Source organism: Streptomyces sp. NPDC042371, from assembly GCF_056437465.1.
The window spans coordinates 596197-617580 of the sequence record NZ_JBWKAP010000005.1; the positions used below are offsets into that span (position 1 = coordinate 596197).

The following is a 21384-nucleotide window of genomic DNA, read 5'->3' on the forward strand; positions in this document are numbered from 1 at the left end:
CGGGGAGGCACGGCGTACGTACGCACGGGGGAGGCCCTGACGGATGGCGTCAACAGGCCGGGGGAATGCGGGGATGGGGCGTCCCGCTAGAAGGTGCGACAGAGCATGGCGGCGACGCGGCACAGGTCCACTGCCCGCCGCTTCGTGAGGTCCGCCTGTCGGTGCATGCGTCCGATCGTAGGGACGGAGAGGTGGCCGTGTCACCGGCGCTCCGCATGCTGAGACACGATCGTCCACGATGTGGGAATCGTTGAAGCCCGCGGCCGCCGCGACGGCCCCGCGGGCAGGGTGTCGCCCCGGTCACATCCGCCCGCCGGACGCCTCCGTCTCGCACTGCGGACGGATCGCCGGAAGGAGCCTGAGAAAAGCCTGAGAAAGGCGGAGGAAGGCGGGTCTCAGCCCGCCAGGCGCACGTCGGAGCCGGTCACCGACATGTCGACGCCGTCCGGTGCCGCCTCGACCTTCTCCAGCTTGATGCCGGCCGGGAGGTCGTCGATCTTCTGGTCGAAGTCGGTGACGTTGCGGGCCGTGCCCTCGGGGAGCGGGATGGAGACGCCGAGGACGTCGATGCTCTTCGGGATCTGGTCGGCGTGGACCTTGATGTTGTCGCCCTCGACGCGGACCGTGCTGAGCACGTAGACGGGCTTCGGGAGCTTCACGCCGCCCTTGCTGACCTCGACCGCGACCTTGATCTTGCCGTTGCCGCCGTCGGAGAGGCCGATGACCTTGCCGGTCGCGCCGAGCGGCAGCTCGACGGGCTCGGACCTGCTGGCCTTCAGGAGCTCGTCGTACGTGACGTGGGCGGTGCCCGTGGCCGTCGCGGCGGTCGCCGAGCTGTAGTCGCCGGAGAACTCGACGCCCTTCATGTGGGCGGTGAGGTCGGCGATGCGGATGGAGTCGGACCCGGATTTGGCGTCGTAGTTCTTGATGCCGACCTCCACGTCGTCGAGCTCACCGCCCATGACCTGGGTGAGGAAGGGGAAGCCCTTGATGGAGACGTCGGGCGTCTCGCTCAGCCCTTCGCTGGTCCGCATCTTGTCCGCCGCCTCGCCCTCGGCGAAGTTCACGGCGAGCCGGTCCGCCGCGACGAAGAGACCCCCGAGGATCACGACGACGATCAGAAGTATGCGTATGGCGCGCTTGCTCATGTCCGGTGTTCCCCCACCTGGTCCCCCGAGTCAACTGTCGTTGCCGCGAGCCTAAAGGACAGGTCCCCGGCCGGAGAGCCTGGCGGGGGACCTGTCGATCAGCTGTGACGATCAGCCGTCGGCCGTCGGCCTTGGCGGTCAGCCGATGGCACGGCCGAGCACGTAGACGGCCGGGGCGGCGGCCGCCAGGGGCAGCGCGACGCCCGCCGTCATGTGCACGAAGCGCGACGGGTAGTCGTAGCTGGCGACGCGGTGCCCGATCAGCGCGCAGACCCCGGCGCCGAGGCCGAGCAGCGCCCCCTCGCTGCCGTAGTCCGTCGTCCCGCCGACCGCGATCCCGGCACCGGCGGCCGCGAGCAGCGCGACGACCACGGAGGCGGGGGTGGGCAGCGGGAGCGCACGGGCGAGGATCGCGCCGGCGACGGCGATGCCGCCCACCGTCACGGCGTCGGACGCGGCCGCGAGGTGCCCGGCCGCGACGATCGCGAGCGCGGCCGAGGCGACGGTGGCCATCAGCCCGTACATCCGCTCGTCGGCACCGGCACGGCTGCGCAGCTGCAGCACGAGGACGAGCAGCACCCACACGCCGAGAGTGCCGAGGATGGCGGCCGGTGCGTTCTCCTTGCCGACGGCCAGCAGCGCCACGTCCGCGGCGACACCGCCGAGGAAGGCGAGCGCGATGCCCTGCCGCGCGGGCCACATGCCGTTGAGCCGGAACCATCCGGCGGCGGTCACGGCCTGAAGGAGCACGAGCGGCACGAGCAGTGCGTACTGCCCGACGGCGGCGCCCGCGGCGAGCAGCAGCCCGAGCACGGCGGTCAGCGCGGCGGGCTGCATCCCCGGCTCGATGATCGGCGAGCGCCCCTCGGCCCTGGCCCGCTGGGCGTCGGTGACGCGGGGGTTGCCCGTGGTGGTGGCGGGACCGTACGAGGACGAGTCCCCGGCGGCGGACCCGGGCGCCGCGGCCGCCTCGGGCTCCTCCGGCATGGCTGCTTCCGACATGGCTGCCTCCGGCACGGGGGCGGGGGCGGCACCCTGCGGCGGCAGGTACGCCGTCGCCGTCACGTCCACCGCGGCGGCGGGCTGCCCCGCCTGCGTCTCCCAGGTCTGCCCCGCCCACTGCTGGGTGTGCTGCTCCTGGCCGTACTGCTGCTGGGGGGCGGCGTAGTACTGCTGGGGCTGGGCGGGCTGGGCGTACGGCTGGCCGTACTGGTCCTGGCCCTGGCTGTACTGGTCCTGGCCGTACTGATCCTGGCTGTACTGCTGCTGTTGCTGTTGCTGCTGCTGCGCGTAGTACTGCTGCTGGTCCGGATACGGCTGCTGCTGCGCGGGGTAGGCCTGCTGGCCCTGGTACGCCTGCTGATCCGGGTACGGCTGCTGCTGCTGAGACTGCGGCGGCTGCTGTGGCTGCTGTGGCTGCTGGTCCGGATACGGCTGCTGCTGTCCGGGGTGCTGCTGCGGATACGGCTCGTACCCGTCGTACCCCTCGTACCCCTCATAGGGCTGATTGGACATGGCGCTCATCCTCCTGCGAACGGCGGGAGCACCTCGACCGTGCCGCCCTCGGCCAGCCGTACGGTCTCATGCCTGCGGGTCCCGACGGGGGCTCCGTCGACCAGGAAGGAGCAGCGCTGCAGGACCCGGACGAGTTCACCGGGATGCCGCTCGCGGGCGGCCTCCAGCGCGTCGGCGAGCGTCACCGCGTCGTACGGCTCCTCGGCGACGCCCGCGGCCGCCTTGGCAGCGGCCCAGTAACGAATGGTGCCGTTCACCATGCGACTCCCCTTCCCTTCAGTCGGCGGTTGCCGACGTCCATGATGCCGTGGCCCACGAGGCGATCCGCCCGACGAGCCCGTCCGTCGCCGCGTGCTCCGCGTGTCCCATGCCTTCTTCCAGCCACAGCTCCGCCCCGCCGTCGGCCGCCGCGGCGAGCATCCGCGGATGGTCGAGCGGAAAGTACGGGTCGCGGTCGCCGTGGACGATGAGCAGCGGCGTCGGAGCGATGAGGGGGACGGACTCGACGGGCGAAAGGGGGACGGGGTCCCACTCGTGCGGGTGGATTCGCGTCCGCAGTCCGAAGCGGCCGACCGCGCGCCCCGCGGGCCGTGTGACCACCCAGTGCAGCCGCCGCATCGGCGCCGTCCCCCGGTAGAACCACCGCGCGGGGGCACTCACCGCGGCCACCGCGTCGGTTCGCGCTTCCGTGCGCCCCCTGTGCAACGCGGCGTGACGGAGGACGACCGAGCCGCCCATCGAGAAACCGACGGTCACCACGCGCGTGTGCCCGAGGGACCGCGCCCACTCCACCGCCGCCACCAGGTCGAGCACCTCGCGGTCGCCGACCGTGGAGTGCCCGCCGGAGCCGCCGTGCCCCCGGAAGGAGAACGTGATCACGGCCGCACGCTGGGCGAAGACACCCGCGATCCGGCGCACGTGCGGCCGGGACAAGTCACCCGAAAAGCCGTGCGCGACGACGATCGCGAGCTCTCCCGCGGGGTCGGGCCCTGGGTCGTAGGCGGCCTCGATGGCCACTCCGTCGCGTGTACGCAGCGTGGCGCTCTGCTGAACGCCGCGCCGACCGCGAGTGAGCGGAGGCACAGAAGATCGCGCCGATTGACCTGCCGGACCGGAGTTCATGTGGGCTATTCTGCTGGGCAGAGGATCCGGGCAGCGCAGCCCCCGGGTCCTTTCGTGCTTTCCGGGGCCCCGGGCGCGGGCCCTTCGGAGAACACAGCAGCGCAGTACGAAGCAGTGCCGTAAACGTCCTCGCAGGGACCGAGGAGGAACCAGACGTTATGGGCGAGCGAAACGTGCACGACAGTCAGACGACCCGGGCAGGTGGTCGGCGGTGAGTTCTCTGCTGCTCCTGACCAATGCCCTCCAGCCGTCGACGGAGGTGCTCCCCGCTCTCGGCCTGCTCCTTCACAACGTGCGCGTCGCCCCGGCGGAGGGGCCCGCTCTCGTCGACACCCCCGGTGCCGACGTCATCCTCATCGACGGGCGCCGCGACCTCCCCCAGGTCCGCAGCCTCTGCCAGCTGCTCCGCTCCACGGGCCCCGGCTGTCCGCTGGTCCTCGTCGTGACGGAGGGCGGCCTCGCGGCCGTCACCGCGGACTGGGGCATCGACGACGTGCTCCTCGACACGGCGGGCCCCGCCGAGGTCGAGGCGCGGCTGCGGCTCGCGATGGGCCGCCAGCAGATCACCTGCGACGACTCCCCCATGGAGATCCGCAACGGCGATCTCTCCGTGGACGAGGCGACGTACAGCGCGAAGCTGAAGGGGCGGGTCCTCGACCTGACCTTCAAGGAGTTCGAGCTGATCAAGTATCTGGCGCAGCACCCGGGGCGGGTCTTCACCCGCGCCCAGCTGCTCCAGGAGGTGTGGGGCTACGACTACTTCGGCGGCACGCGCACGGTCGACGTACACGTGCGGCGGCTGCGGGCGAAGCTCGGCGTCGAGCACGAGTCGCTGATCGGCACCGTCCGCAATGTCGGCTATCGGTTCGTCACACCGGAGAAGGTGGAGCGCGCCGCCGACGGCGAGAAGGCGAAGGCCGCCGCCCCGCGGGCCCAGGAGAACGACAGGGGGCCGGTGCCCGCTCCGAAGGAAGCCGCCGTACGCCCTGCCCAGCGGTAGTTCCATCCGCGTAGACTCCGCGCGTGGCCAAGGTGACTCGGGATGACGTGGCAAGACTTGCGGGTACTTCGACCGCGGTCGTCAGTTACGTCATCAACAACGGACCCAGGCCGGTCGCCCCGGCCACGCGCGAGCGGGTACTCGCCGCGATCAAAGAGCTGGGCTACCGGCCCGACCGTGTTGCCCAGGCCATGGCCTCGCGGCGCACGGACCTCATAGGCATGATCGTGCCGGACGCGCGCCAGCCGTTCTTCGCGGAGATGACGCACGCCGTGGAACAAGCGGCGTCCGAGCGCGGAAAGATGGTCCTCGTCGGGAACTCCGACTACGTGGAGGAGCGCGAGACGCACTACCTCCGCGCCTTCCTCGGCATGCGGGTCTCCGGCCTCATCCTCGTCAGCCACGGTCTGACGGACCAGGCCGCCGCCGAGATCGACGCGTGGGACGCCCGCGTGGTGCTGCTCCACGAGCGGCCCGAGGCCATCGACGACGTCGCGGTCGTCACGGACGACGTCGGCGGCGCCCAGCTCGCCACCCGGCACCTCCTGGAGCACGGCCACGAGTACGTCGCCTGTGTCGGCGGCACGGCAGACACCCCGACCGTCGGCGACCCCGTCTCCGACCACGTCGAGGGCTGGCGGCGCGCGATGCGGGAGGCCGGGCACTCGGTGGAGGGGCGGCTCTTCGAAGCCCCGTACAACCGTTACGACGCCTATCAGGTGGGCCTCGAACTCCTCGCCCGCCCCGACCGGCCCACCGCGATCTTCTGCTCCACGGACGACCAGGCGATCGGCATCCTGCGGGCGGCGCGCGAGCTGCGCATCGACGTGCCGGGGGAGCTCGCCGTGGCGGGCTTCGACGACGTCAAGGAGGCGGGCCTCACGGACCCGCCGCTGACGACGGTGGCCTCCGACCGGCCCGCGATGGCGCGGGCTGCGGTGGATCTGGTCCTGGACGACGGGCTGCGGGTCGCCGGGTCGCGCCGGGAGCGGCTGAAGCTGTTCCCGTCCCGGCTGGTGGTCCGCCAGTCCTGCGGCTGCGCGTAACACCTGTCACAGCAGCGGCTGCGCGTCACACCTGCCCCTGGCCGCCCGAGGCCTTTATATCGGGCATACGCACTTCTGCCGGGCTTCTCAGGACGTACTAAGGCAGCTCTCATGTACGCCCGACAGCCTCATAGTCATGACCGAGACCTTCCGCCACAGCGGCGAGTACCCCCAGCAGCAGTCGTCAGCGCCTGTGCACCACGGCGGTACGCAGGGCGCCTACGCGCACGGTGCGTTTCCGCCCCCGCCCGCTCACGCACCGGGAGCGCCTCAGGCACCTCAGGCACCCACGCCGCGGCGCCGCCGCGCCAAGGGCCCCGTGGCCCTGCTCGCCGCCGTCGCCATCGCGGCGGCAGCGGTCGGCGGCGGCACCGCGTACGCCGTGCAGACGCTGACCGGCAAGGACGGCGGCTCCTCCGCCACCAGCACCGACGTCGTGCCGACGAGTAAGAAGGGCACCGTCGCCGGAGTCGCCGAGGCGGTCAGCCCCAGCATCGTCGAGATCAGCGCCACCACCGGCGAGGGCAAGTCGACCGGCTCCGGCGTCATCACCAGGAGCAACGGCGAGATCGTCACCAACAACCACGTCATCGCCGGGGCCACCTCGATCAAGGTGCGGACGAACGACGGCAAGACGTACGACGCCGAGGTCGTCGGCACCGACAGCAAGAAGGACCTCGCGCTCATCCAGCTGAAGGACGCCTCCGGACTCAAGCCCGCCACCTTCGGCAACTCCGGCAACGTCAAGGTCGGCGACGAGGTCGTCGCCATCGGCTCCCCCGAGGGCCTGACCGGCACCGTCACCAGCGGCATCGTCTCCGCGCTCGAACGCGACGTCACCGTCGCCACGGGCGACGAGCAGCAGCAGCAGAACCCCGAGGGCGGCTGGCCGTTCGAGTTCGGCGGGCAGCAGTTCAACGGCGACACCGGCTCGTCGAAGACCACGTACAAGGCGCTGCAGACCGACGCCTCGCTCAACCCCGGCAACTCCGGCGGCGCCCTGATCGACATGAACGGCAACATCATCGGCATCAACTCGGCGATGTACTCGCCCAGTTCGTCCGGCCAGGGCACCGGCCAGAGCGCCTCCGGCAGCATCGGCCTCGGCTTCGCCATCCCGGTCGACACGGTCAAGGACGACCTCGGCAAGCTCCGCTCGGGCTCGAAGACCTGACCCCAAGTACGGCAGTACGACCTCCAGGAGGCCGCCATGTCCGGCAGCACCCTCACCTCCGCCACCTCCGTCACCGTCAACCGCGCCCGGCACGCCCTCGCCGTCACCGTCGGCTGGGGCCGCCCCGCCACCGATCCGGCCGGGGTCGGCCTCCCCCTCGCCGTGGCACGGGACGTGCACGCCGGTCGGCAGGACCGCACCGACCGCCCCCGCGTGCGAGGCTGATACCGGCCCCGTTCCGCCCCCTGACCAGAGGAAGTCCGAAGCCCATGAGCCCCGCCGAAGGCGACCGCACCGGTGACCGCGAGCAGCTGCGCATCCTGATCGTGGACGACGAACCCGCCGTGCGGGAGGCGCTGCAGCGCAGCCTCGCCTTCGAGGGGTACGGCACGGAGGTCGCCGTCGACGGCGCGGACGCGCTGGAGAAGGCCGCGGCCTACCGCCCCGATCTGGTCGTCCTGGACATCCAGATGCCCCGCATGGACGGCCTCACCGCCGCGCGCAGGCTCCGCGCCACGGGATCGACCACCCCGATCCTGATGCTGACCGCGCGCGACACCGTCGGCGACCGCGTCACGGGACTCGACGCGGGCGCCGACGACTACCTGGTCAAGCCCTTCGAGCTGGACGAGCTGTTCGCCCGCATCCGGGCGCTGCTGCGCCGCAGTTCGTACGCCCCGGGCGCCGGGCAGGCCGAGGAGGGCGACACCCTCGCCTTCGCCGACCTGCGGATGGACCTGGCGACGCGCGAGGTCACGCGGGGCCCGCGGACCGTGGAGCTGACCCGCACGGAGTTCACCCTCCTGGAGATGTTCCTCGCGCACCCGCGCCAGGTCCTGACCCGCGAGCAGATCCTCAAGGCGGTCTGGGGCTTCGACTTCGAGCCGACGTCCAATTCCCTCGACGTGTACGTCATGTACCTGCGCCGCAAGACGGAGGCGGGCGGCGAGCCGCGCCTCGTGCACACGGTGCGGGGCGTGGGGTACGTGCTGCGGGGCGGCGAGTGAACAGGGTGCTGCGGCGCTTCCACGGACTGCCGCTGCGGTCACGGCTCGCGCTGCTGGTGGCCACTGCGGTGGCGCTCGCCGTCGCGGCGGCCGCGGTGACCTGCTGGTTCGTGGTGCGCAATGCGCTGCTCGACTCGCTGGACGACGCACTGAGCAGCAATCGGCCGAAGGCCGATGACGTGATCCAGCGGATCGACATCGACGCGGTGGGCGGCCAGGCGCGGTGCCTGCGCGAGGTCCCCGGGCGCGACAATCCCGACCTGTTCAAGCAGACCATCCAGGTCGTGGCCAAGAACGGCACGAACTGCGCCGTCCTCGGCCGTCAGACCGTCGACGTCGACGCCGCGGACATCGCCGTAGCCGAGCGCCAGAAGACGGAGACGTATCACAACGCCACCGCGTCCAACGGCGAGCGGTACCGGGTCTACACCTACCCGCTGGAGGAGTACCCCCAGCTCTCGCTCGCCGTCTCCGTGGCCCGCCCGCTCAGCGAGATGGACGACACGCTCGACAACCTCGCCCTGATCCTCGTCGTCGTCGCCGGAATCGGCGTGCTCGGCGCGGGGGCCGCGGGACTCTGGGTGGCCCGGACCGGACTGAAGCCCGTGGATCGGCTCACCGACGCCGTCGAGCACGTCGCCCGCACCGAGGACCTGAACCTGCGCATCCCCGTCGAGGGCGACGACGAGATCGCCCGCCTCTCGGAGTCCTTCAACTCCATGACCGCCTCGCTGGCCTCGTCCCGCGATCTCCAGCAGCAGCTGATCGCCGACGCGGGCCACGAGCTGCGTACCCCGCTCACCTCCCTGCGCACGAACATCGAGCTGCTCGCCCGCAGCGAGGAGACGGGCCGGGCCATCCCGCCCGACGACCGCAAGGCACTCCTCGCCTCGGTCACCGCCCAGATGACCGAACTGGCCGTGCTCATCGGCGACCTTCAGGAGCTCTCCCGCCCCGACACCGCCGCCGGTCCCGGGGCCGGGGACGGCGGCGGCAAGATCCAGGTGGTCGCCCTGCACGACCTCACGAGGGCCGCCATCGACCGGGCGAGGCTGCGCGGCCCCGAGCTGACGATCACCGCGGAACTCGCTCCCTGGTACGTGCGCGCGGAGCCGCCCTCCCTGGAGCGTGCCATCGTCAACATCCTGGACAACGCGGTGAAGTTCAGCCCGCCGCGCGGCACGGTGGAGGTCACACTCGACCGCGGCCGCCTCACGGTCCGCGACCACGGCCCCGGCATCCCCGCCGACGAACTCCCCCACGTCTTCAACCGCTTCTGGCGCTCCCCGTCCGCCCGCGCCCTGCCCGGCTCGGGCCTGGGCCTGTCGATCGTGGCCCGGACGGTGCGCCAGGCGGGCGGCGAGGTGACGCTGGAGGCGGCTGAGGGCGGCGGGACGGTGGCAACGATGCGGCTGCCGGGGGCGGCCACGCCGCCGCCGGACTCCCCGTGGCCGACGACGGCAGAGGCGTCGCTCTAGAGCCCTTCTTCCGCGGAGATCCGCCGGAGGGCCCTAGCGTCCGATCCCGATCCCGGAGCCGGCGATCCGCACCCGGATGCCCTCCTTCTCCACCGTCACGTCCTGCAGCGCCATCGTCCCGGCGCCCGGCAGCTTCGGCAGCTGGAAGGCGAGGGTGAGGCGGTCGGCGAGGACGGGGCGGGTGAGCTGGGAGAGGCCGTTCAGGAGGGCGGGGTCGAGGCCGAGCTTCTTGAGGAGCTCGGGGTGGCCCATCGCGACGTCGATGAGGTTCAGGCCCATGACGTCGTTCACGAAGCGCGGCGAGCCGGTGAGCTCGTTGAGCTTGGCGTCGCTCTTCAGGGCCTCGCTGACCACGTTCCGCGGGACGCCGAGCCGCTCGACGATCGCCGGGACGGACAGCAGCGCCTTCGCCTTCGAGGTCTCGTCGGCGACGCGGTCGGCGGACTTCTGCGACAGGTGCAGGCCCTCCTTCTCGCGCGTACCCGGACGGTACGTCGCCAGGTCGCCGAGTTGCAGGCTCATGCCGCCGATGTCGGTGGAGATGCCGCGGTCGCCGTTGCGCTCGATGCGGGCGTCGGCGCGGACCTTCAGGTCGTGTCCCGCGACGGGCAGCGTGCCGCGCGCGAGGACCTGGTCGTGGCCGTGGCCGGTGAACGTGACCTGGGAGGCGCCCAGTTCACGGTTGAGGTCCTCGAAGGAGAGCAGCACCTCGCCGTTCATCTCGCCGATGCTGGCGCCCTTGATCGAGGTGGGCCCGTCGCCGTCGATCGTGACGTTCGTGGCGGTCGCGGAGACCTTGGCGAGCGAGATCCGGTCGGCCGCGACATCGGGGACCGTGACCTTCACCTTGTCGACGCGCTTGTCGAAGACCTGGGTGAGGAAGGGGAACCCTTCGATGTCGACCTCGGGCGCCGCGCTCAGGTTCATCTGGTCCTTGAGCTTCTCCGCGGCCTCGTGCTCGGCGTAGAGCAGTGCCCAGCGGTCGCCGAGCGCGAGGAACGCGGTGGCGACCAGGACGGCCACCAGGGCCTTCGCGGCGAGCGGCAGACCCGCGAAGCGGTTCCGGCGGCGGCTGCCGCGCCGATGGTTCGGCGGCGCCCAGGGCTTCTCCGCCTCGACCGCCTCACCCTCGCCCTTGTCCTCGTGGAGGAACTCCTCCAGCGGGTTCGGCGCGAGCGCGGCGAGCTCGTCGTACGGATTGCTGTACGAGGAGACCGGCAGCTGAGCGGTGTCGTTCTGCTGATCGTCGTGGTCGTCGAGCGGGGCAGCGTCCGAAGGACGCGTGGCTATGCGGTGGGGGGAACGCATCAGAGGATCTCACCATACGTTCACACCCCACCCCAAGCCTTACACCCGGTAACACCCGGTTTCGGCCGCTTCTTTAACGCGCTGTTTTCATCACACGCCACGCGCAGGCCACCGCAAGGCAACCTGTGTCACGACCTACTTCACTTCTCGCTACTTCACGATGGTGATCCGGTCGGCCTTCGGCGGCGCGATCGGCTTGTCCGCCGAGGAGTTGGCGGTCAGGTAGTCGCTGAACGCCTTCAGGTCGTCGCTGCCGACCAGCGGCTTCGTCCCCTTGCCGAGCTCGGCGAAGCCGTCGCCACCGCCCGCGAGGAAGGAGTTCATCGCGACGCGGTAGGTGGCCGCGGGGTCGATCGCCTTGCCGTTCAGCTTGATCGAGTCGGCGACGACACGGTCCGCGCCGGTCTTGGTCATGTCCAGCGTGTACGTCAGCCCGTCCGAGACCTGCAGAACCTTCGGCGAGGCCTCATTGGACCCGCTGACCTGCTGCTTCAGCCCGGTCACGAGCTGCGCGCCGGTCAGGTCGACCAGATTGACGGTGTTGCTGAACGGCTGCACGGTGAACGCCTCGCCGTAGGTGACGACGCCGTCACCCTCGCTGCCGCTCGCCTTGAAGACGATGTCGGAGCGGATGCCGCCCGGGTTCATCAGTGCCAGGTCGGCTTCCGGGTCGAGGGACTTGGCGTGCGCGAGCTGCGCGTCCGCGATGAGGTCGCCGAGCGGGGACTCGGGGACACCGGCGCCTCGGCCCGGGATGTCCGCCGAGATGTGGCCGACGGCCTTGTTGGCGACGGGCGCGGCCAGCTTGTCCCAGCGCGAGATCAGCGAGGTCATGTCGGCGGCCTTGGCCTGCTCACGGCTGACGACGTGGTTGGCCGACTTCACGCTCGTCCGCACGATGTCCTTGGTCTTGCGGTCGTACGTGAGCGTGGTGTCGGTGTAGAGCTTCCCGAAGGAGGAGGCGGAGGTCACCATGCGCGGCTTGCCCGCGGGGTCGGGGATCGTGCAGACGTACGCGTTGTGGGTGTGCCCGGTGACGAGGGCGTCGACCTTGGGCGTGATGCCCTTGGCGATGGTGGTGATCGGCCCCGAGATCCCGTCGCCCGCGCCGGGCGAGTCGCAGTCGTAGTTGTACGTCTGGCTCTTCGGCACGCCGCCCTCGTGGATGAGGGTGACGATGGACTTCACGCCCTGCTTGTCGAGGATCTTCGCGTACTTGTTGACGGTCTCGATCTCGTCGTGGAACTTCAGCCCCTTGACTCCGTCGGCGGAGACGATGTCCGGGGTGCCCTCCAGCGTCACGCCGATGAAGCCGACCTTGACGCCCTTGTGCTTCCACACCCAGTAGGGCTTGAGGATGGGCTTGCCGGTCTTCTCGTCGGTGACGTTGGCGGCGAGATAGGGATAATCGGCCCCCTTGAACTTCTTCCCCTTGCCGTGGCTGTCCTTCTCGAAGCACCCGTCCTTGGGGTGACAGCCACCGTTCTGCATGCGGGCCAGTTCCTTGGCCCCCTCGTCGAACTCGTGGTTGCCGACGCTGGTGACGTCCAGGTCGAGCTTGTTCATCGCCTCGACGGTGGGCTCGTCGTGAAAGAGCCCGGAGAGCAACGGGCTGGCCCCGATCAGGTCACCCGCGGCGGCGGTGACGCTGTACGGATTCCCCTTACGGGCGGCGCGCAGCGAGGTCGCAAGATACTCGGCGCCACCGGCGTCGATCTTCTTCTCGCTCCCGTCGGCCTGCTTCTCCGTCACCTGCCCCGACGACCCGGCGGGCGGCTGCAGATTCCCGTGGAAGTCGTTGAAGGACAGCAACTGCACATCAACGGTGCGCTTCTGCCCTCCCTTGCCCCCACCCGACCCGTCCTGCCCCGCACTGGCAGGCAACGAGGCGACCAACGCCCCCACGGTGGCGAGCCCCGCCGCCACGGCAAGAACACGAGTGGCCCGACGCCTGGGCCGTCGATGCTTAGGTATGGCGGACACGCGTTCCCCCGGGATTCGGTGTGAGAAGACTGGGACCGTCGGCAGCCTAGAGTCAACGCGCGTAGCGGAACAGAGGGTTGCTGGTTACAGCCTGGTTGCCCTTGAGAGACGGAGGGGTGAGAGACGGAGGGGCGAAGTGGGGGGGGACGCATTTCAGCCCGTGCGGCACCTGAGGACGAGGCGCGGGGACGCATCTTCAGCCCGTCCGGCACCTGAGCACGAGGCGCGGGGACACATCTTCAGCCCGTCCGGCACCTGAGCACGAGGCGCGGGGACACATCTTCAGCCCGTCCGGCACCTGAGCACGAGGCGCGGGGACACATCTTCAGCCCGTCCGGCGCTTGAGGACGAGGCGCGGGGACGCGTCTTCAGCCCGTCCGGCGCTTGAGGACGAGCGCGGAGCGCGATAACCCACCCCCCGGCGGGGAGCCGAAGAACCACACCAGCCAGAGAGGGGAGCCCGCCCGGCGCCTGAGGACAAGGCGAGCACCGCAACGCCCCCACCCCCCAAAGGCGCCCCCGCCAGAATACGCTCGGGGACATGACTGACGACCGCCCCGCCGACACCCCCACCCCCCTCCGAAAGATCGACACCCTCGCCGAACTCACCTCCGCGCAGGCCGACGCCGTCCTCGCGCTGCTCGCCGAGGCTGCCCGTACGGACGGTCAGCAGGCGGTGTCCGAGCAGGGCCGGCTGCAGCTGCGCGGCGGCGCCCGCGACGGCGTCCGGCACCTGCTGCTCACCGTCGACGACCAGCTCGTCGGGTACGCGCAGCTGGAGGACACCGACCCCATCGAGGCCCCCGCAGCGGAGCTCGTCGTGCACCCCTCGCGCCGCGGGCACGGGCACGGCAGGGCGCTCGGCACCGCGCTGCTCGCGGAGTCGGGCCGCCGACTGCGCGTGTGGGCGCACGGCGGCCACTCCGCGGCCCGCCACCTGGCCCAGGTGCTCGGCCTCGCCCTCTTCCGCGAACTGCGTCAGATGCGCCGCCCGTTGGCCGACCTCGACCTGCCGGACCCGGCGCTCCCCGAGGGCGTCACCGTACGTACCTTCGTCCCAGGACAGGACGACGCGGCCTGGCTCGCGGTGAACGCGGAGGCCTTCGCCCACCACCCCGAGCAGGGCGCCCTCACCCAGCGCGACCTGGACGACCGCAAGGCGGAGCCGTGGTTCGACCCGGCGGGCTTCTTCCTCGCCGAGCGCAAGAGCGACGGCGAACTGGTCGGCTTCCACTGGACGAAGGTGCACGCCGACGAGCGCCTCGGAGAGGTGTACGTGGTGGGCGTACGGCCGGGAGCCCAGGGCGGCGGCCTCGGCAAGGCGCTGACGACGACCGGTCTGCGCCACCTCGCGCAGGCGGGCCTGCCGACCGCGATGCTGTACGTGGACGCGGACAACAAGGCGGCCGTGAGCGTCTACGAGCGCCTCGGCTTCGTCACGCACGAAACGGACCTGATGTACCGCACGGAGTCCTAACCCCTCCCGCCAGCACACCCCCTCCCCTAGCACACACGAACAGCACACACGAAGGGCGCGGCCCCCTCCCAAGAGAGGGGAGCCGCGCCCTTCGTACCGCCGGACCGCCGGACCTCCCGGCTACTTCGCCCCGGCCTTCGTCAGACACATCGAGAACTGCACCCGGCCCCGCCGGGTCTGCTCGTACCGGCTCTGCCCCGGCTCGCACTCGTTCTCGAACTTGCTCGCGACCTCGTACTCCGCCTTCGGGTCCGAGCAGTCGATGACCTCCATGTCGGGAGTGCCGTCGGAACCCTTGTTCTGCACGCAGTCACCGACCTCCGCGACCGCGGGCTCCTTCGCGCTCTCGCTGTCGGGCCCGGTGGTGTTGCCGCGGCTCGTGTACATCCAGACGCCCGCGATGACCGCCGCGATGACAACGACCGCCACCTTCATGAGGGGCGAAAGGCGCTGCTGGGACATGGTGGAACCCCCGTTTTGTCGTGCGTGTTCACGTCAACTCTGAGCGGCAGACGCTACAAGATCGCGGGGGCCTCCCCGAAACCCCCGGAGCACCTCCCTCGAAACCTCCGAGAAGACGTCTCAAAACTTCCACTTGACCGGAGGCCCGCTCTTGCACCACCCTTTCACTACTCAATTAGTGAAAGGGTGGTGCAAGGCAGTGGTCGAGTACCGCATCGACCGGCGCAGCGGCGTCGCCACGTACCTCCAGATCGTCCAGCAGACCCACCAGGCGCTGCGCCTCGGCCTGCTGGAGCCCGGGGACAAGCTGCCGACGGCCCGTGAGGTCGTCGAAGCCACGGCCATCAACCCGAACACCGTGCTGAAGGCCTACCGCGAGCTGGAGCGCGAGGGCCTGGTCGAGGCCCGCCGCGGCCTCGGCACGTTCGTCCGCCGGACGCTCGGCAGCGCGGCCACCGACTCGCCGCTGCGGGGGGAACTCGCCGAGTGGGCCGCCCGGGCCCGGCAGTCGGGGCTCGACAGGGACGACGTGGCGGCGCTGTTCACGGCCGTACTGGAAGAACAGTTCGGCGATTCGCAGACCCAGGAGCTGGAAACCAGGGGGGACCCCGCATGACCGACACCGCCATCGAGGCGACCGCACTGACCAAACGCTTCGGACGGAGCCGATACGCCCTGCGGGACTGCGCCTTCCGCCTGCCCACCGGCCGCGTCTGCGCGGTCGTCGGCCCGAACGGCGCGGGCAAGTCGACCCTGCTCACCCTCGCGGCGGGCCTCGCCCGCCCCACCGGGGGCACGCTCACCGTGCTCGGCACCCGGCCCGCCGAGGCCCGCGAGCGCGTCGCGTACGTCGCCCAGAGCAAGCCGCTCTATCCGCAGCTGACCGTCGCGGAGACGCTGCGGCTCGGCGCCGAGCTCAACCCGGGGCGCTGGAACCCGGCCGTCGCCGAGCGCGTCGCGAGCGTCGGCGGCCTCGACCACGACGCCCGCGTCCGGACCCTCTCCGGCGGCCAGCGCACCCGCGTCGCACTCGCGCTCGCCCTCGGCAAGCGCGCCGAGCTGCTGCTCCTCGACGAGCCGATGGCCGACCTCGACCCGCTCGCCAGGCACCAGCTCATGGGCACGCTCATGGCGGAGGCCACCGAGCACGGGACCACCGTCGTCATGTCGTCGCACATCGTCAGCGAACTCGCCGACGCATGCGACCACTTGCTGCTCGTCTCGGAGGGCCGGGTGCGCCTCGGCGGCGGCCTCGACGACCTCATCGGCGCACACCGCCTGGTCACCGGGCGCGGCCCGGCGGACCGCCTCCACCCGCACACCGTCGTCGAATCCCGCGCCACCGGCCGCGGCCTGACGGCCCTGATCCGCCCCGAGGGCCCGGTCGGCGACGACTGGGACGTCCAAGAGCCTTCCCTGGAGGAGCTGTTGCTGGCCCATCTGCGCACCCCGGACGCACCGGTGCTGCTCTCCCCCGGCGCCACCCCGCGGAACACGGGGGTGTCCGCGTGAGCACGCCGATCCTGAGCGGCGGCCGCTGGGTCTTCGCCCGCCTGCACCGCACCACACTGTGGGGCGCCGCCGCCGCGCTCGTCCTGGGCGCCGCGATCACCGGCTTCCTGCGCTGGGCCGCCTGGGCCTATCCGGCGAAGGAGTGCCACGAGCCCCCTTGCGAGACCTTCATGGGCTTCAGCAGCGCCGACAGCCTGCTCTACACGTCCATGGATCACGCCTCGACGGGCCTGCTGCTCGTGCCGCTGCTGATCGGCGCCTTCGTCGCGGGCCCGCTCATCGGGCGCGAACTGGAGACCGGGCTGCACCAGTTGGCGTGGACCCAGTCGGTCTCCCCGGCTCGCTGGCTCGCCTCGAAGCTGACGACGGCCGCGGCACTGGCGGTCACGGCGACGCTCGTCCTCATGGCCCTCTTCCGGTTCGGCTCCGCCAGCCTGCTGGACGGCCGCAGCGGCATGCTGTGGTTCGACCGGGGCGTCTACGAGGCCACCGGACCCGTCCTCGTGGCGTACGCACTGCTCGCGGTGGCCGTCGGGGCCGTCGTCGGCCTCCTGGTGCGCCGCACGCTGCTCGCCCTGTCCGTCTCGGGCCTGGTCACCGGGGCCGTGCTGATGATCATGGGCAGCGTGCGCTGGGACCTCCTCCCGACCCGCACGGCCACCGGCTCCTCCCCCCAAGGGGACTGGTGGGTCGGCCTGATGCCCGACGACACCTTCGTCGTGGGCCGGGGCGTCACCAACGCCGCGGGACAGCGCTTCGACCAGGCGGAGTGCGCCCCGGAGCCGTTGACCGGCTTCTCCTGCCCCGCCGACAACAAGATCACCGCCTGGTACACGGACTACCACCCCCGATCCCACTTCTGGTACGTCCAGTTGATCGAGACCGGGATCGTGCTGGCCCTCACCGCCGTCGCCGTGTACGCCGCCTTCCGGCTGCTGCGCCGCCGCACGGCCTGAACCGCACGCCCACCGCGGCCGGAACCGTATGCCGACCGCGGCCGGAACCGTATGCTGGCCGAAGGCCCCCGCCGTGTAGACGCCCGGGGGCCTTCGGCCGATTTCCTGCACGTCATGTCGCCGTAACCGCTGATTCAGACAGCCTTGCGACGCTCGCTCAATGCAGCCTGCCGAGCCCGACCCCGCCCCGGTGAACGGGAAGCTCCGCCTAGCTCCCGCGCTCTCCGACGCGCCCATAGTCGTGCCCGCGCGGAAGAATGGGTCCATGAGCCAGCAGAACACGCAGGGACAGGTCCGGCACGCCCAGCCTTCCGTGGGTTCCATCGCCGCGCACCGGCCCGCCACCATCGCCGCCACCGTCTCCGACCTCGACCCCGACATCGACGCGGATCTCGACGCGTACGACGAGGACGCCGCGGTCGGCCACGACGGCGCCGAGCTGCCGCAGGGGCGGTTCCTGGACCGGGAGCGCAGCTGGCTCGCCTTCAACGAGCGGGTTCTCGAGCTGGCCGAGGACCCGCACACACCCCTCCTCGAACGGGCTAATTTCCTGGCGATCTTCGCCTCGAACCTGGACGAGTTCTTCATGGTCCGGGTGGCCGGTCTCAAGCGCCGCATCGCGACCGGCGTCGCCACCCGTTCGGCCTCCGGCCTGCAGCCCCGCGAGGTCCTGGAGCTCATCTGGAACCGCTCCCGCGAGCTCATGGCCCGGCACGCCGCCTGCTACCAGGACGACGTCGCGCCCGGCCTCGCCGACGAGGGCATCCACCTGGTGCGCTGGCACGAGCTGACCGAGAAGGAGCAGTCCCGGCTCTTCACGCTCTTCCGGCAGCAGATCTTCCCCGTCCTGACCCCGCTCGCCGTCGATCCCGCGCACCCCTTCCCGTACATCTCGGGGCTCTCGCTCAACCTCGCCGTGGTCGTGCGCAACCCGGTCTCCGGCCATCAGCACTTCGCGCGGGTGAAGGTCCCTCCGCTGCTCTCCCGCTTCCTGGAGGCCTCCCCGCAGCGGTACGTCCCCATCGAGGACGTCATCGCCGCGCCCGCGCATCTCCAGGAGCTCTTCCCGGGCATGGAGATCCAGGAGCACCACATGTTCCGGCTCACCAGGAACGAGGACCTGGAGGTCGAGGAGGACGACGCCGAGAACCTGCTGCAGGCCCTGGAGAAGGAGCTCATGCGGCGCCGCTTCGGGCCGCCCGTGCGCCTGGAGGTCGAGGAGTCCATCGACCCGAACATCCTCAGCCTGCTGGTGCGGGAGCTGAAGATCAGCGAGTCCGAGGTGTACCCGCTGCCGGGACCGCTCGACCTCACCGGCCTCTTCAGCATCGCCAAGCTGGACCGGCCCGAGCTGAAGTACCCGAAGTTCGTGGCGGGCACCCACCGCGACCTCGCCGAGGTCGAGTCGGCGTCCGCGCCCGACATCTTCGCCGCCCTTCGCGAACGCGACGTACTCCTGCACCACCCGTACGACTCGTTCTCCACCTCCGTGCAGGCGTTCCTGGAGCAGGCTGCCGCCGACCCGGACGTGCTCGCCATCAAGCAGACGCTGTACCGCACATCGGGCGACTCCCCCATAGTCGACGCGTTGATCGACGCGGCCGAGTCCGGCAAGCAGGTCCTCGTCCTGGTCGAGATCAAGGCCCGCTTCGACGAGCAGGCCAACATCAAGTGGGCCAGGAAGCTGGAGGAGTCCGGCTGCCACGTGGTCTACGGCCTGGTCGGCCTGAAGACGCACTGCAAGCTCTCCCTCGTCGTGCGCCAGGAGGGCGAGTCCCTCGTCCGCTACTCGCACGTGGGCACCGGCAACTACCACCCCAAGACCGCCCGCCTCTACGAGGACCTGGGCCTGCTCACCTCCAACCAGGAGGTCGGGGCGGACCTCTCCGACCTCTTCAACCGGCTCTCCGGCTACTCCCGCAGGGAGACCTACCGCCGTCTCCTCGTGGCCCCCAAGTCCCTGCGCGACGGCCTCGTGTCCCGCATCAACAAGGAGATGCAGCACCACCGCGCGGGCCGCCCCGCCTACGTCCGCATCAAGGTCAACTCGATGGTCGACGAGGCGGTCGTCGACGCGCTGTACCGCGCGTCGCAGGCGGGCGTCGAGGTGGACGTGTGGGTGCGCGGCATCTGTGCGGTGCGCCCGGGAGTGGCGGGGCTCTCGGAGAACATCCGGGTACGTTCCGTCCTCGGCCGCTTCCTCGAACACTCCCGGGTCTTCGCCTTCGGCAACGGCGGCGAACCCGAGGTGTGGATCGGCAGCGCCGACATGATGCACCGCAACCTCGACCGCCGTATCGAGGCGCTGGTCAGGGTCCAGGACCCGGCGCACCGGGCGGCCCTCAGCCGGCTCCTGGAGACCGGCATGTCGGACACCACCGCCTCCTGGCACCTGGGCGCGGACGGCAACTGGACCCGCCACTCGGTGGACCCGGAAGGCCAGCCCCTGCGCAACGTGCAGGAGATGCTCATAGACGCCCGGAGGCGCCGGCGTGGCACAGCAACACCATGAGATGACGGGTGCGGGCCCGGTCACGGGCACCGCCGGTGAGGCACTCACGGCCTATCTGCAGGACCAGGCCACGGAGTTCCTCCGCTCGCTGCGGCTGCACCGCGAGTGCAGCACGGACGCGCAGGGCGCGGAGGAGTCCCTGGAGGCGTCCTTCTCCCTGCGCCGCGCGGCCCGCCGCATCGGCGGCACCCTCCACACGTTCCGCCCGCTCCTCGACGCCGACTGGGCGGCGTCGCTCCGCCCCGAACTGGCCTGGCTCTCCGGCACGCTGGCCCAGGAGCACGCGTACGCCACCCGCCTGGACCGCCTCCTGGAGGCCCTGCACCGCCTGTCGGGCCCCGCGCCGGTACCGGGGCCGACCGGCCCGGCCGGGACCCTGCACGCCGCCACGGCCCTGGCCGCACCCGCCGCGGGCCGACGTTCCGCGGCCCAGCGGAACGGGTGGGCGCAGCCCCGGCCCGCGGTGCAGGGCGCCGCCGACGGGGGCAGCACCCCGCGCGGGCTGGCCGTCGGCGCGGCCAAGGCCGCCGCCCTCCTGGAGCGGCAGCTCACGCTCGCCAGGACCCGGGCGCACTCCACCGCCCTCCAGGCCTTCGGCTCCTCCCGCTTCCACGCGGTGGCGGACAACGTGGCCGTACTGGCCAGCGAGGTCCCCCTGAAGGGCGCGGAGAAGGACGCGGAGAGGGATCTGGCGGACCGGGCCGAGCAGGCGCGGGCCGACCTCGACGAAGCCGTCGCCGCCCTTCCCCTCGGCCAGGCGGGCCACCCGTACAACGCCGGTGCCCTCGCCCACGGCCTGGCCCCCACGGACACCGCCCCGGACGCCCAGGACGCCCCCTGGCTGCAGGTCCGCTCGCTGCTGCGCCTGCACAGGTACGCGCAGGAGGTCCTCCTGGGCCACGCCCGCCCGGACCCGCGCATCGCGGACGCGAGCCATGCCCTGAACGTGCACCGCGAGGCGGCGTCGGCGGCGGGCGCGGCGGCCCAGGCGGCCAGGACCCCACGGATCGCCCCGGCCACGGCGTACGCGCTGGGGGTGCTCCATGCCGACCAGCGCCATGAGGTCGAGGCGGCCAGGTTCGTCTTCCAGCGGGCCTGGCTGCGCGAGGAGGCGAGGACACGGTGAGGTACCGGGAAGAAGAGACGTACAGGGGAGAAGAGACGTACGGGGGAGCTGACGGGCCCGGCGGGGAGAGCACGGTCCTGGCGGCCGGTTGTGTGCTGTGGCGTCCGGCGCCCGCCGCGGGCCACGGGACCGGGTCCGCGCACGGCGTCGAGCTCGCCCTGGTCCACCGCCCCAAGTGGGCGGACTGGTCCCACCCGAAGGGCAAGCTCAAGCGCGGGGAGACGTTCGAGGAGGCGGCCCTGCGCGAAGTGCTCGAAGAGACCGGCATGACGTGCGAGCTCGGCGCCGAGCTCCCCACCGCCCACTACAGGGACGCCCAGGGCCGCCCCAAGGAGGTCCGCTACTGGGCCGCCGAGGCGCTCTCGGGCACCTTCGCCCCCAACTCCGAGGTCTCGCACCTGCGGTGGCTCTCGCCCGACGCGGCCCGCCGCCACCTGACGCACCGCAGGGACGTCGGACTCGTCGCCGACCTGCTGGCCGCGCTGGCCTCTTCCGGGGGCGGGCGCTAGCCCTCTCCCCAAGGCGGCCGTCCTAGGCGGCCGTGTTCCTCCGCGCGCG

General features: G+C 71.4%; 21 protein-coding genes. 13 read left to right on the forward strand and 8 right to left on the reverse strand.

Annotated elements, in window-relative coordinates; all coding sequences use genetic code 11:
- Positions 1–86: 86 nt before the first annotated feature.
- The 5 genes from AC068B_RS18785 to AC068B_RS18805 form a co-directional block, all read right to left on the reverse strand.
- Positions 87–167, reverse strand: a complete 81-nt coding sequence (locus AC068B_RS18785; protein WP_350893136.1) for a putative leader peptide — start codon at positions 165–167, stop codon at positions 87–89.
- A gap of 228 nt (positions 168–395) precedes the next feature.
- Positions 396–1148: an LmeA family phospholipid-binding protein gene (locus AC068B_RS18790; RefSeq protein WP_478672656.1), complete on the reverse strand. Its 753-nt coding sequence runs from the start codon at positions 1146–1148 to the stop codon at positions 396–398.
- A gap of 138 nt (positions 1149–1286) precedes the next feature.
- Positions 1287–2663 carry a hypothetical protein gene (locus AC068B_RS18795; RefSeq protein WP_478672657.1) on the reverse strand — a complete coding sequence of 459 codons (1377 nt, stop codon included), beginning with the start codon at positions 2661–2663 and terminating at the stop codon, positions 1287–1289.
- A gap of 5 nt (positions 2664–2668) precedes the next feature.
- Positions 2669–2923, reverse strand: coding sequence for a MoaD/ThiS family protein (locus tag AC068B_RS18800; RefSeq protein ID WP_478672658.1), 255 nt, complete (start codon positions 2921–2923; stop codon positions 2669–2671).
- 16 nt (positions 2924–2939) lie between these two features.
- Complete coding sequence (locus AC068B_RS18805; RefSeq protein ID WP_478672659.1) at positions 2940–3785, reverse strand: alpha/beta hydrolase; 846 nt, start codon at positions 3783–3785, stop codon at positions 2940–2942.
- 211 nt (positions 3786–3996) lie between these two features.
- Between AC068B_RS18805 and AC068B_RS18810 the strand changes: the two genes are divergently transcribed.
- The 6 genes from AC068B_RS18810 to AC068B_RS18835 all read left to right on the forward strand — a co-directional run bounded on the left by AC068B_RS18810 (position 3997) and on the right by AC068B_RS18835 (position 9490).
- Positions 3997–4785 carry a response regulator transcription factor gene (locus AC068B_RS18810; RefSeq protein ID WP_478672660.1) on the forward strand — a complete coding sequence of 263 codons (789 nt, stop codon included), beginning with the start codon at positions 3997–3999 and terminating at the stop codon, positions 4783–4785.
- Between the two features lie 23 nt (positions 4786–4808).
- Positions 4809–5831 carry a LacI family DNA-binding transcriptional regulator gene (locus AC068B_RS18815; protein ID WP_468564152.1) on the forward strand — a complete coding sequence of 341 codons (1023 nt, stop codon included), beginning with the start codon at positions 4809–4811 and terminating at the stop codon, positions 5829–5831.
- Between the two features lie 136 nt (positions 5832–5967).
- Positions 5968–7005 carry a S1C family serine protease gene (locus tag AC068B_RS18820; protein WP_478672661.1) on the forward strand — a complete coding sequence of 346 codons (1038 nt, stop codon included), beginning with the start codon at positions 5968–5970 and terminating at the stop codon, positions 7003–7005.
- Between the two features lie 36 nt (positions 7006–7041).
- A complete protein-coding gene (locus tag AC068B_RS18825) occupies positions 7042–7230 on the forward strand; it encodes a hypothetical protein (protein WP_478672662.1) in 189 nt (62 codons plus the stop codon).
- Positions 7231–7274: 44 nt separating this feature from the next.
- Positions 7275–8012: a response regulator transcription factor gene (locus AC068B_RS18830; RefSeq protein ID WP_478672663.1), complete on the forward strand. Its 738-nt coding sequence runs from the start codon at positions 7275–7277 to the stop codon at positions 8010–8012.
- The gene (locus AC068B_RS18835; protein WP_478672664.1) at positions 8009–9490 is read left to right on the forward strand and encodes a sensor histidine kinase; all 1482 of its coding nucleotides are present in this window, start codon (positions 8009–8011) and stop codon (positions 9488–9490) included. Before AC068B_RS18830 ends, AC068B_RS18835 begins: the two co-directional genes overlap by 4 nt.
- 33 nt (positions 9491–9523) lie before the next feature.
- On the opposite strand, the gene AC068B_RS18840 is transcribed toward AC068B_RS18835, so the two are convergent.
- Together AC068B_RS18840 and AC068B_RS18845 are read right to left on the reverse strand one after the other, a co-directional pair.
- Complete coding sequence (locus AC068B_RS18840; protein ID WP_478672666.1) at positions 9524–10798, reverse strand: LmeA family phospholipid-binding protein; 1275 nt, start codon at positions 10796–10798, stop codon at positions 9524–9526.
- Between the two features lie 150 nt (positions 10799–10948).
- Complete coding sequence (locus tag AC068B_RS18845) at positions 10949–12781, reverse strand: bifunctional metallophosphatase/5'-nucleotidase (protein ID WP_478672667.1); 1833 nt, start codon at positions 12779–12781, stop codon at positions 10949–10951.
- A gap of 541 nt (positions 12782–13322) precedes the next feature.
- Between AC068B_RS18845 and mshD the strand changes: the two genes are divergently transcribed.
- Positions 13323–14258 carry a mycothiol synthase gene (gene mshD, locus AC068B_RS18850; protein ID WP_478672668.1) on the forward strand — a complete coding sequence of 312 codons (936 nt, stop codon included), beginning with the start codon at positions 13323–13325 and terminating at the stop codon, positions 14256–14258.
- A 120-nt stretch (positions 14259–14378) separates the two neighbouring features.
- On the opposite strand, the gene AC068B_RS18855 is transcribed toward mshD, so the two are convergent.
- The gene (locus AC068B_RS18855; protein ID WP_356266847.1) at positions 14379–14720 is read right to left on the reverse strand and encodes an LppU/SCO3897 family protein; all 342 of its coding nucleotides are present in this window, start codon (positions 14718–14720) and stop codon (positions 14379–14381) included.
- A 199-nt stretch (positions 14721–14919) separates the two neighbouring features.
- Between AC068B_RS18855 and AC068B_RS18860 the strand changes: the two genes are divergently transcribed.
- The 6 genes from AC068B_RS18860 to AC068B_RS18885 all read left to right on the forward strand — a co-directional run bounded on the left by AC068B_RS18860 (position 14920) and on the right by AC068B_RS18885 (position 21335).
- Complete coding sequence (locus AC068B_RS18860; RefSeq protein WP_478672669.1) at positions 14920–15336, forward strand: GntR family transcriptional regulator; 417 nt, start codon at positions 14920–14922, stop codon at positions 15334–15336.
- The gene (locus AC068B_RS18865; RefSeq protein ID WP_478672671.1) at positions 15333–16232 is read left to right on the forward strand and encodes an ABC transporter ATP-binding protein; all 900 of its coding nucleotides are present in this window, start codon (positions 15333–15335) and stop codon (positions 16230–16232) included. Before AC068B_RS18860 ends, AC068B_RS18865 begins: the two co-directional genes overlap by 4 nt.
- Positions 16229–17188 (forward strand): ABC transporter permease, encoded by a 960-nt coding sequence (locus tag AC068B_RS18870; protein WP_478672673.1) that lies wholly within the window; start codon positions 16229–16231, stop codon positions 17186–17188. Before AC068B_RS18865 ends, AC068B_RS18870 begins: the two co-directional genes overlap by 4 nt.
- A gap of 160 nt (positions 17189–17348) precedes the next feature.
- The gene (locus tag AC068B_RS18875) at positions 17349–19700 is read left to right on the forward strand and encodes an RNA degradosome polyphosphate kinase (protein WP_468564176.1); all 2352 of its coding nucleotides are present in this window, start codon (positions 17349–17351) and stop codon (positions 19698–19700) included.
- Positions 19681–20826 (forward strand): CHAD domain-containing protein, encoded by a 1146-nt coding sequence (locus tag AC068B_RS18880; RefSeq protein WP_478672674.1) that lies wholly within the window; start codon positions 19681–19683, stop codon positions 20824–20826. The genes AC068B_RS18875 and AC068B_RS18880 overlap by 20 nt, the downstream gene beginning before the upstream one ends.
- Before the next feature lie 77 nt (positions 20827–20903).
- Positions 20904–21335 (forward strand): NUDIX hydrolase, encoded by a 432-nt coding sequence (locus AC068B_RS18885; protein WP_478672744.1) that lies wholly within the window; start codon positions 20904–20906, stop codon positions 21333–21335.
- Positions 21336–21384: the final 49 nt, after the last annotated feature.

Bases quoted from the DNA above. Each gene is read 5' to 3' on its own strand.
- AC068B_RS18785 (WP_350893136.1), bottom strand. From the start codon at position 167: ATGCACCGACAGGCGGACCTCACGAAGCGGCGGGCAGTGGACCTGTGC.
- AC068B_RS18790 (WP_478672656.1), bottom strand. From the start codon at position 1,148: ATGAGCAAGCGCGCCATACGCATACTTCTGATCGTCGTCGTGATCCTC.
- AC068B_RS18795 (WP_478672657.1), bottom strand. From the start codon at position 2,663: ATGTCCAATCAGCCCTATGAGGGGTACGAGGGGTACGACGGGTACGAG.
- AC068B_RS18800 (WP_478672658.1), bottom strand. From the start codon at position 2,923: ATGGTGAACGGCACCATTCGTTACTGGGCCGCTGCCAAGGCGGCCGCG.
- AC068B_RS18805 (WP_478672659.1), bottom strand. From the start codon at position 3,785: ATGAACTCCGGTCCGGCAGGTCAATCGGCGCGATCTTCTGTGCCTCCG.
- AC068B_RS18820 (WP_478672661.1), top strand. From the start codon at position 5,968: ATGACCGAGACCTTCCGCCACAGCGGCGAGTACCCCCAGCAGCAGTCG.
- AC068B_RS18825 (WP_478672662.1), top strand. From the start codon at position 7,042: ATGTCCGGCAGCACCCTCACCTCCGCCACCTCCGTCACCGTCAACCGC.
- AC068B_RS18830 (WP_478672663.1), top strand. From the start codon at position 7,275: ATGAGCCCCGCCGAAGGCGACCGCACCGGTGACCGCGAGCAGCTGCGC.
- AC068B_RS18840 (WP_478672666.1), bottom strand. From the start codon at position 10,798: ATGCGTTCCCCCCACCGCATAGCCACGCGTCCTTCGGACGCTGCCCCG.
- mshD (WP_478672668.1), top strand. From the start codon at position 13,323: ATGACTGACGACCGCCCCGCCGACACCCCCACCCCCCTCCGAAAGATC.
- AC068B_RS18855 (WP_356266847.1), bottom strand. From the start codon at position 14,720: ATGTCCCAGCAGCGCCTTTCGCCCCTCATGAAGGTGGCGGTCGTTGTC.
- AC068B_RS18865 (WP_478672671.1), top strand. From the start codon at position 15,333: ATGACCGACACCGCCATCGAGGCGACCGCACTGACCAAACGCTTCGGA.
- AC068B_RS18875 (WP_468564176.1), top strand. From the start codon at position 17,349: ATGCAGCCTGCCGAGCCCGACCCCGCCCCGGTGAACGGGAAGCTCCGC.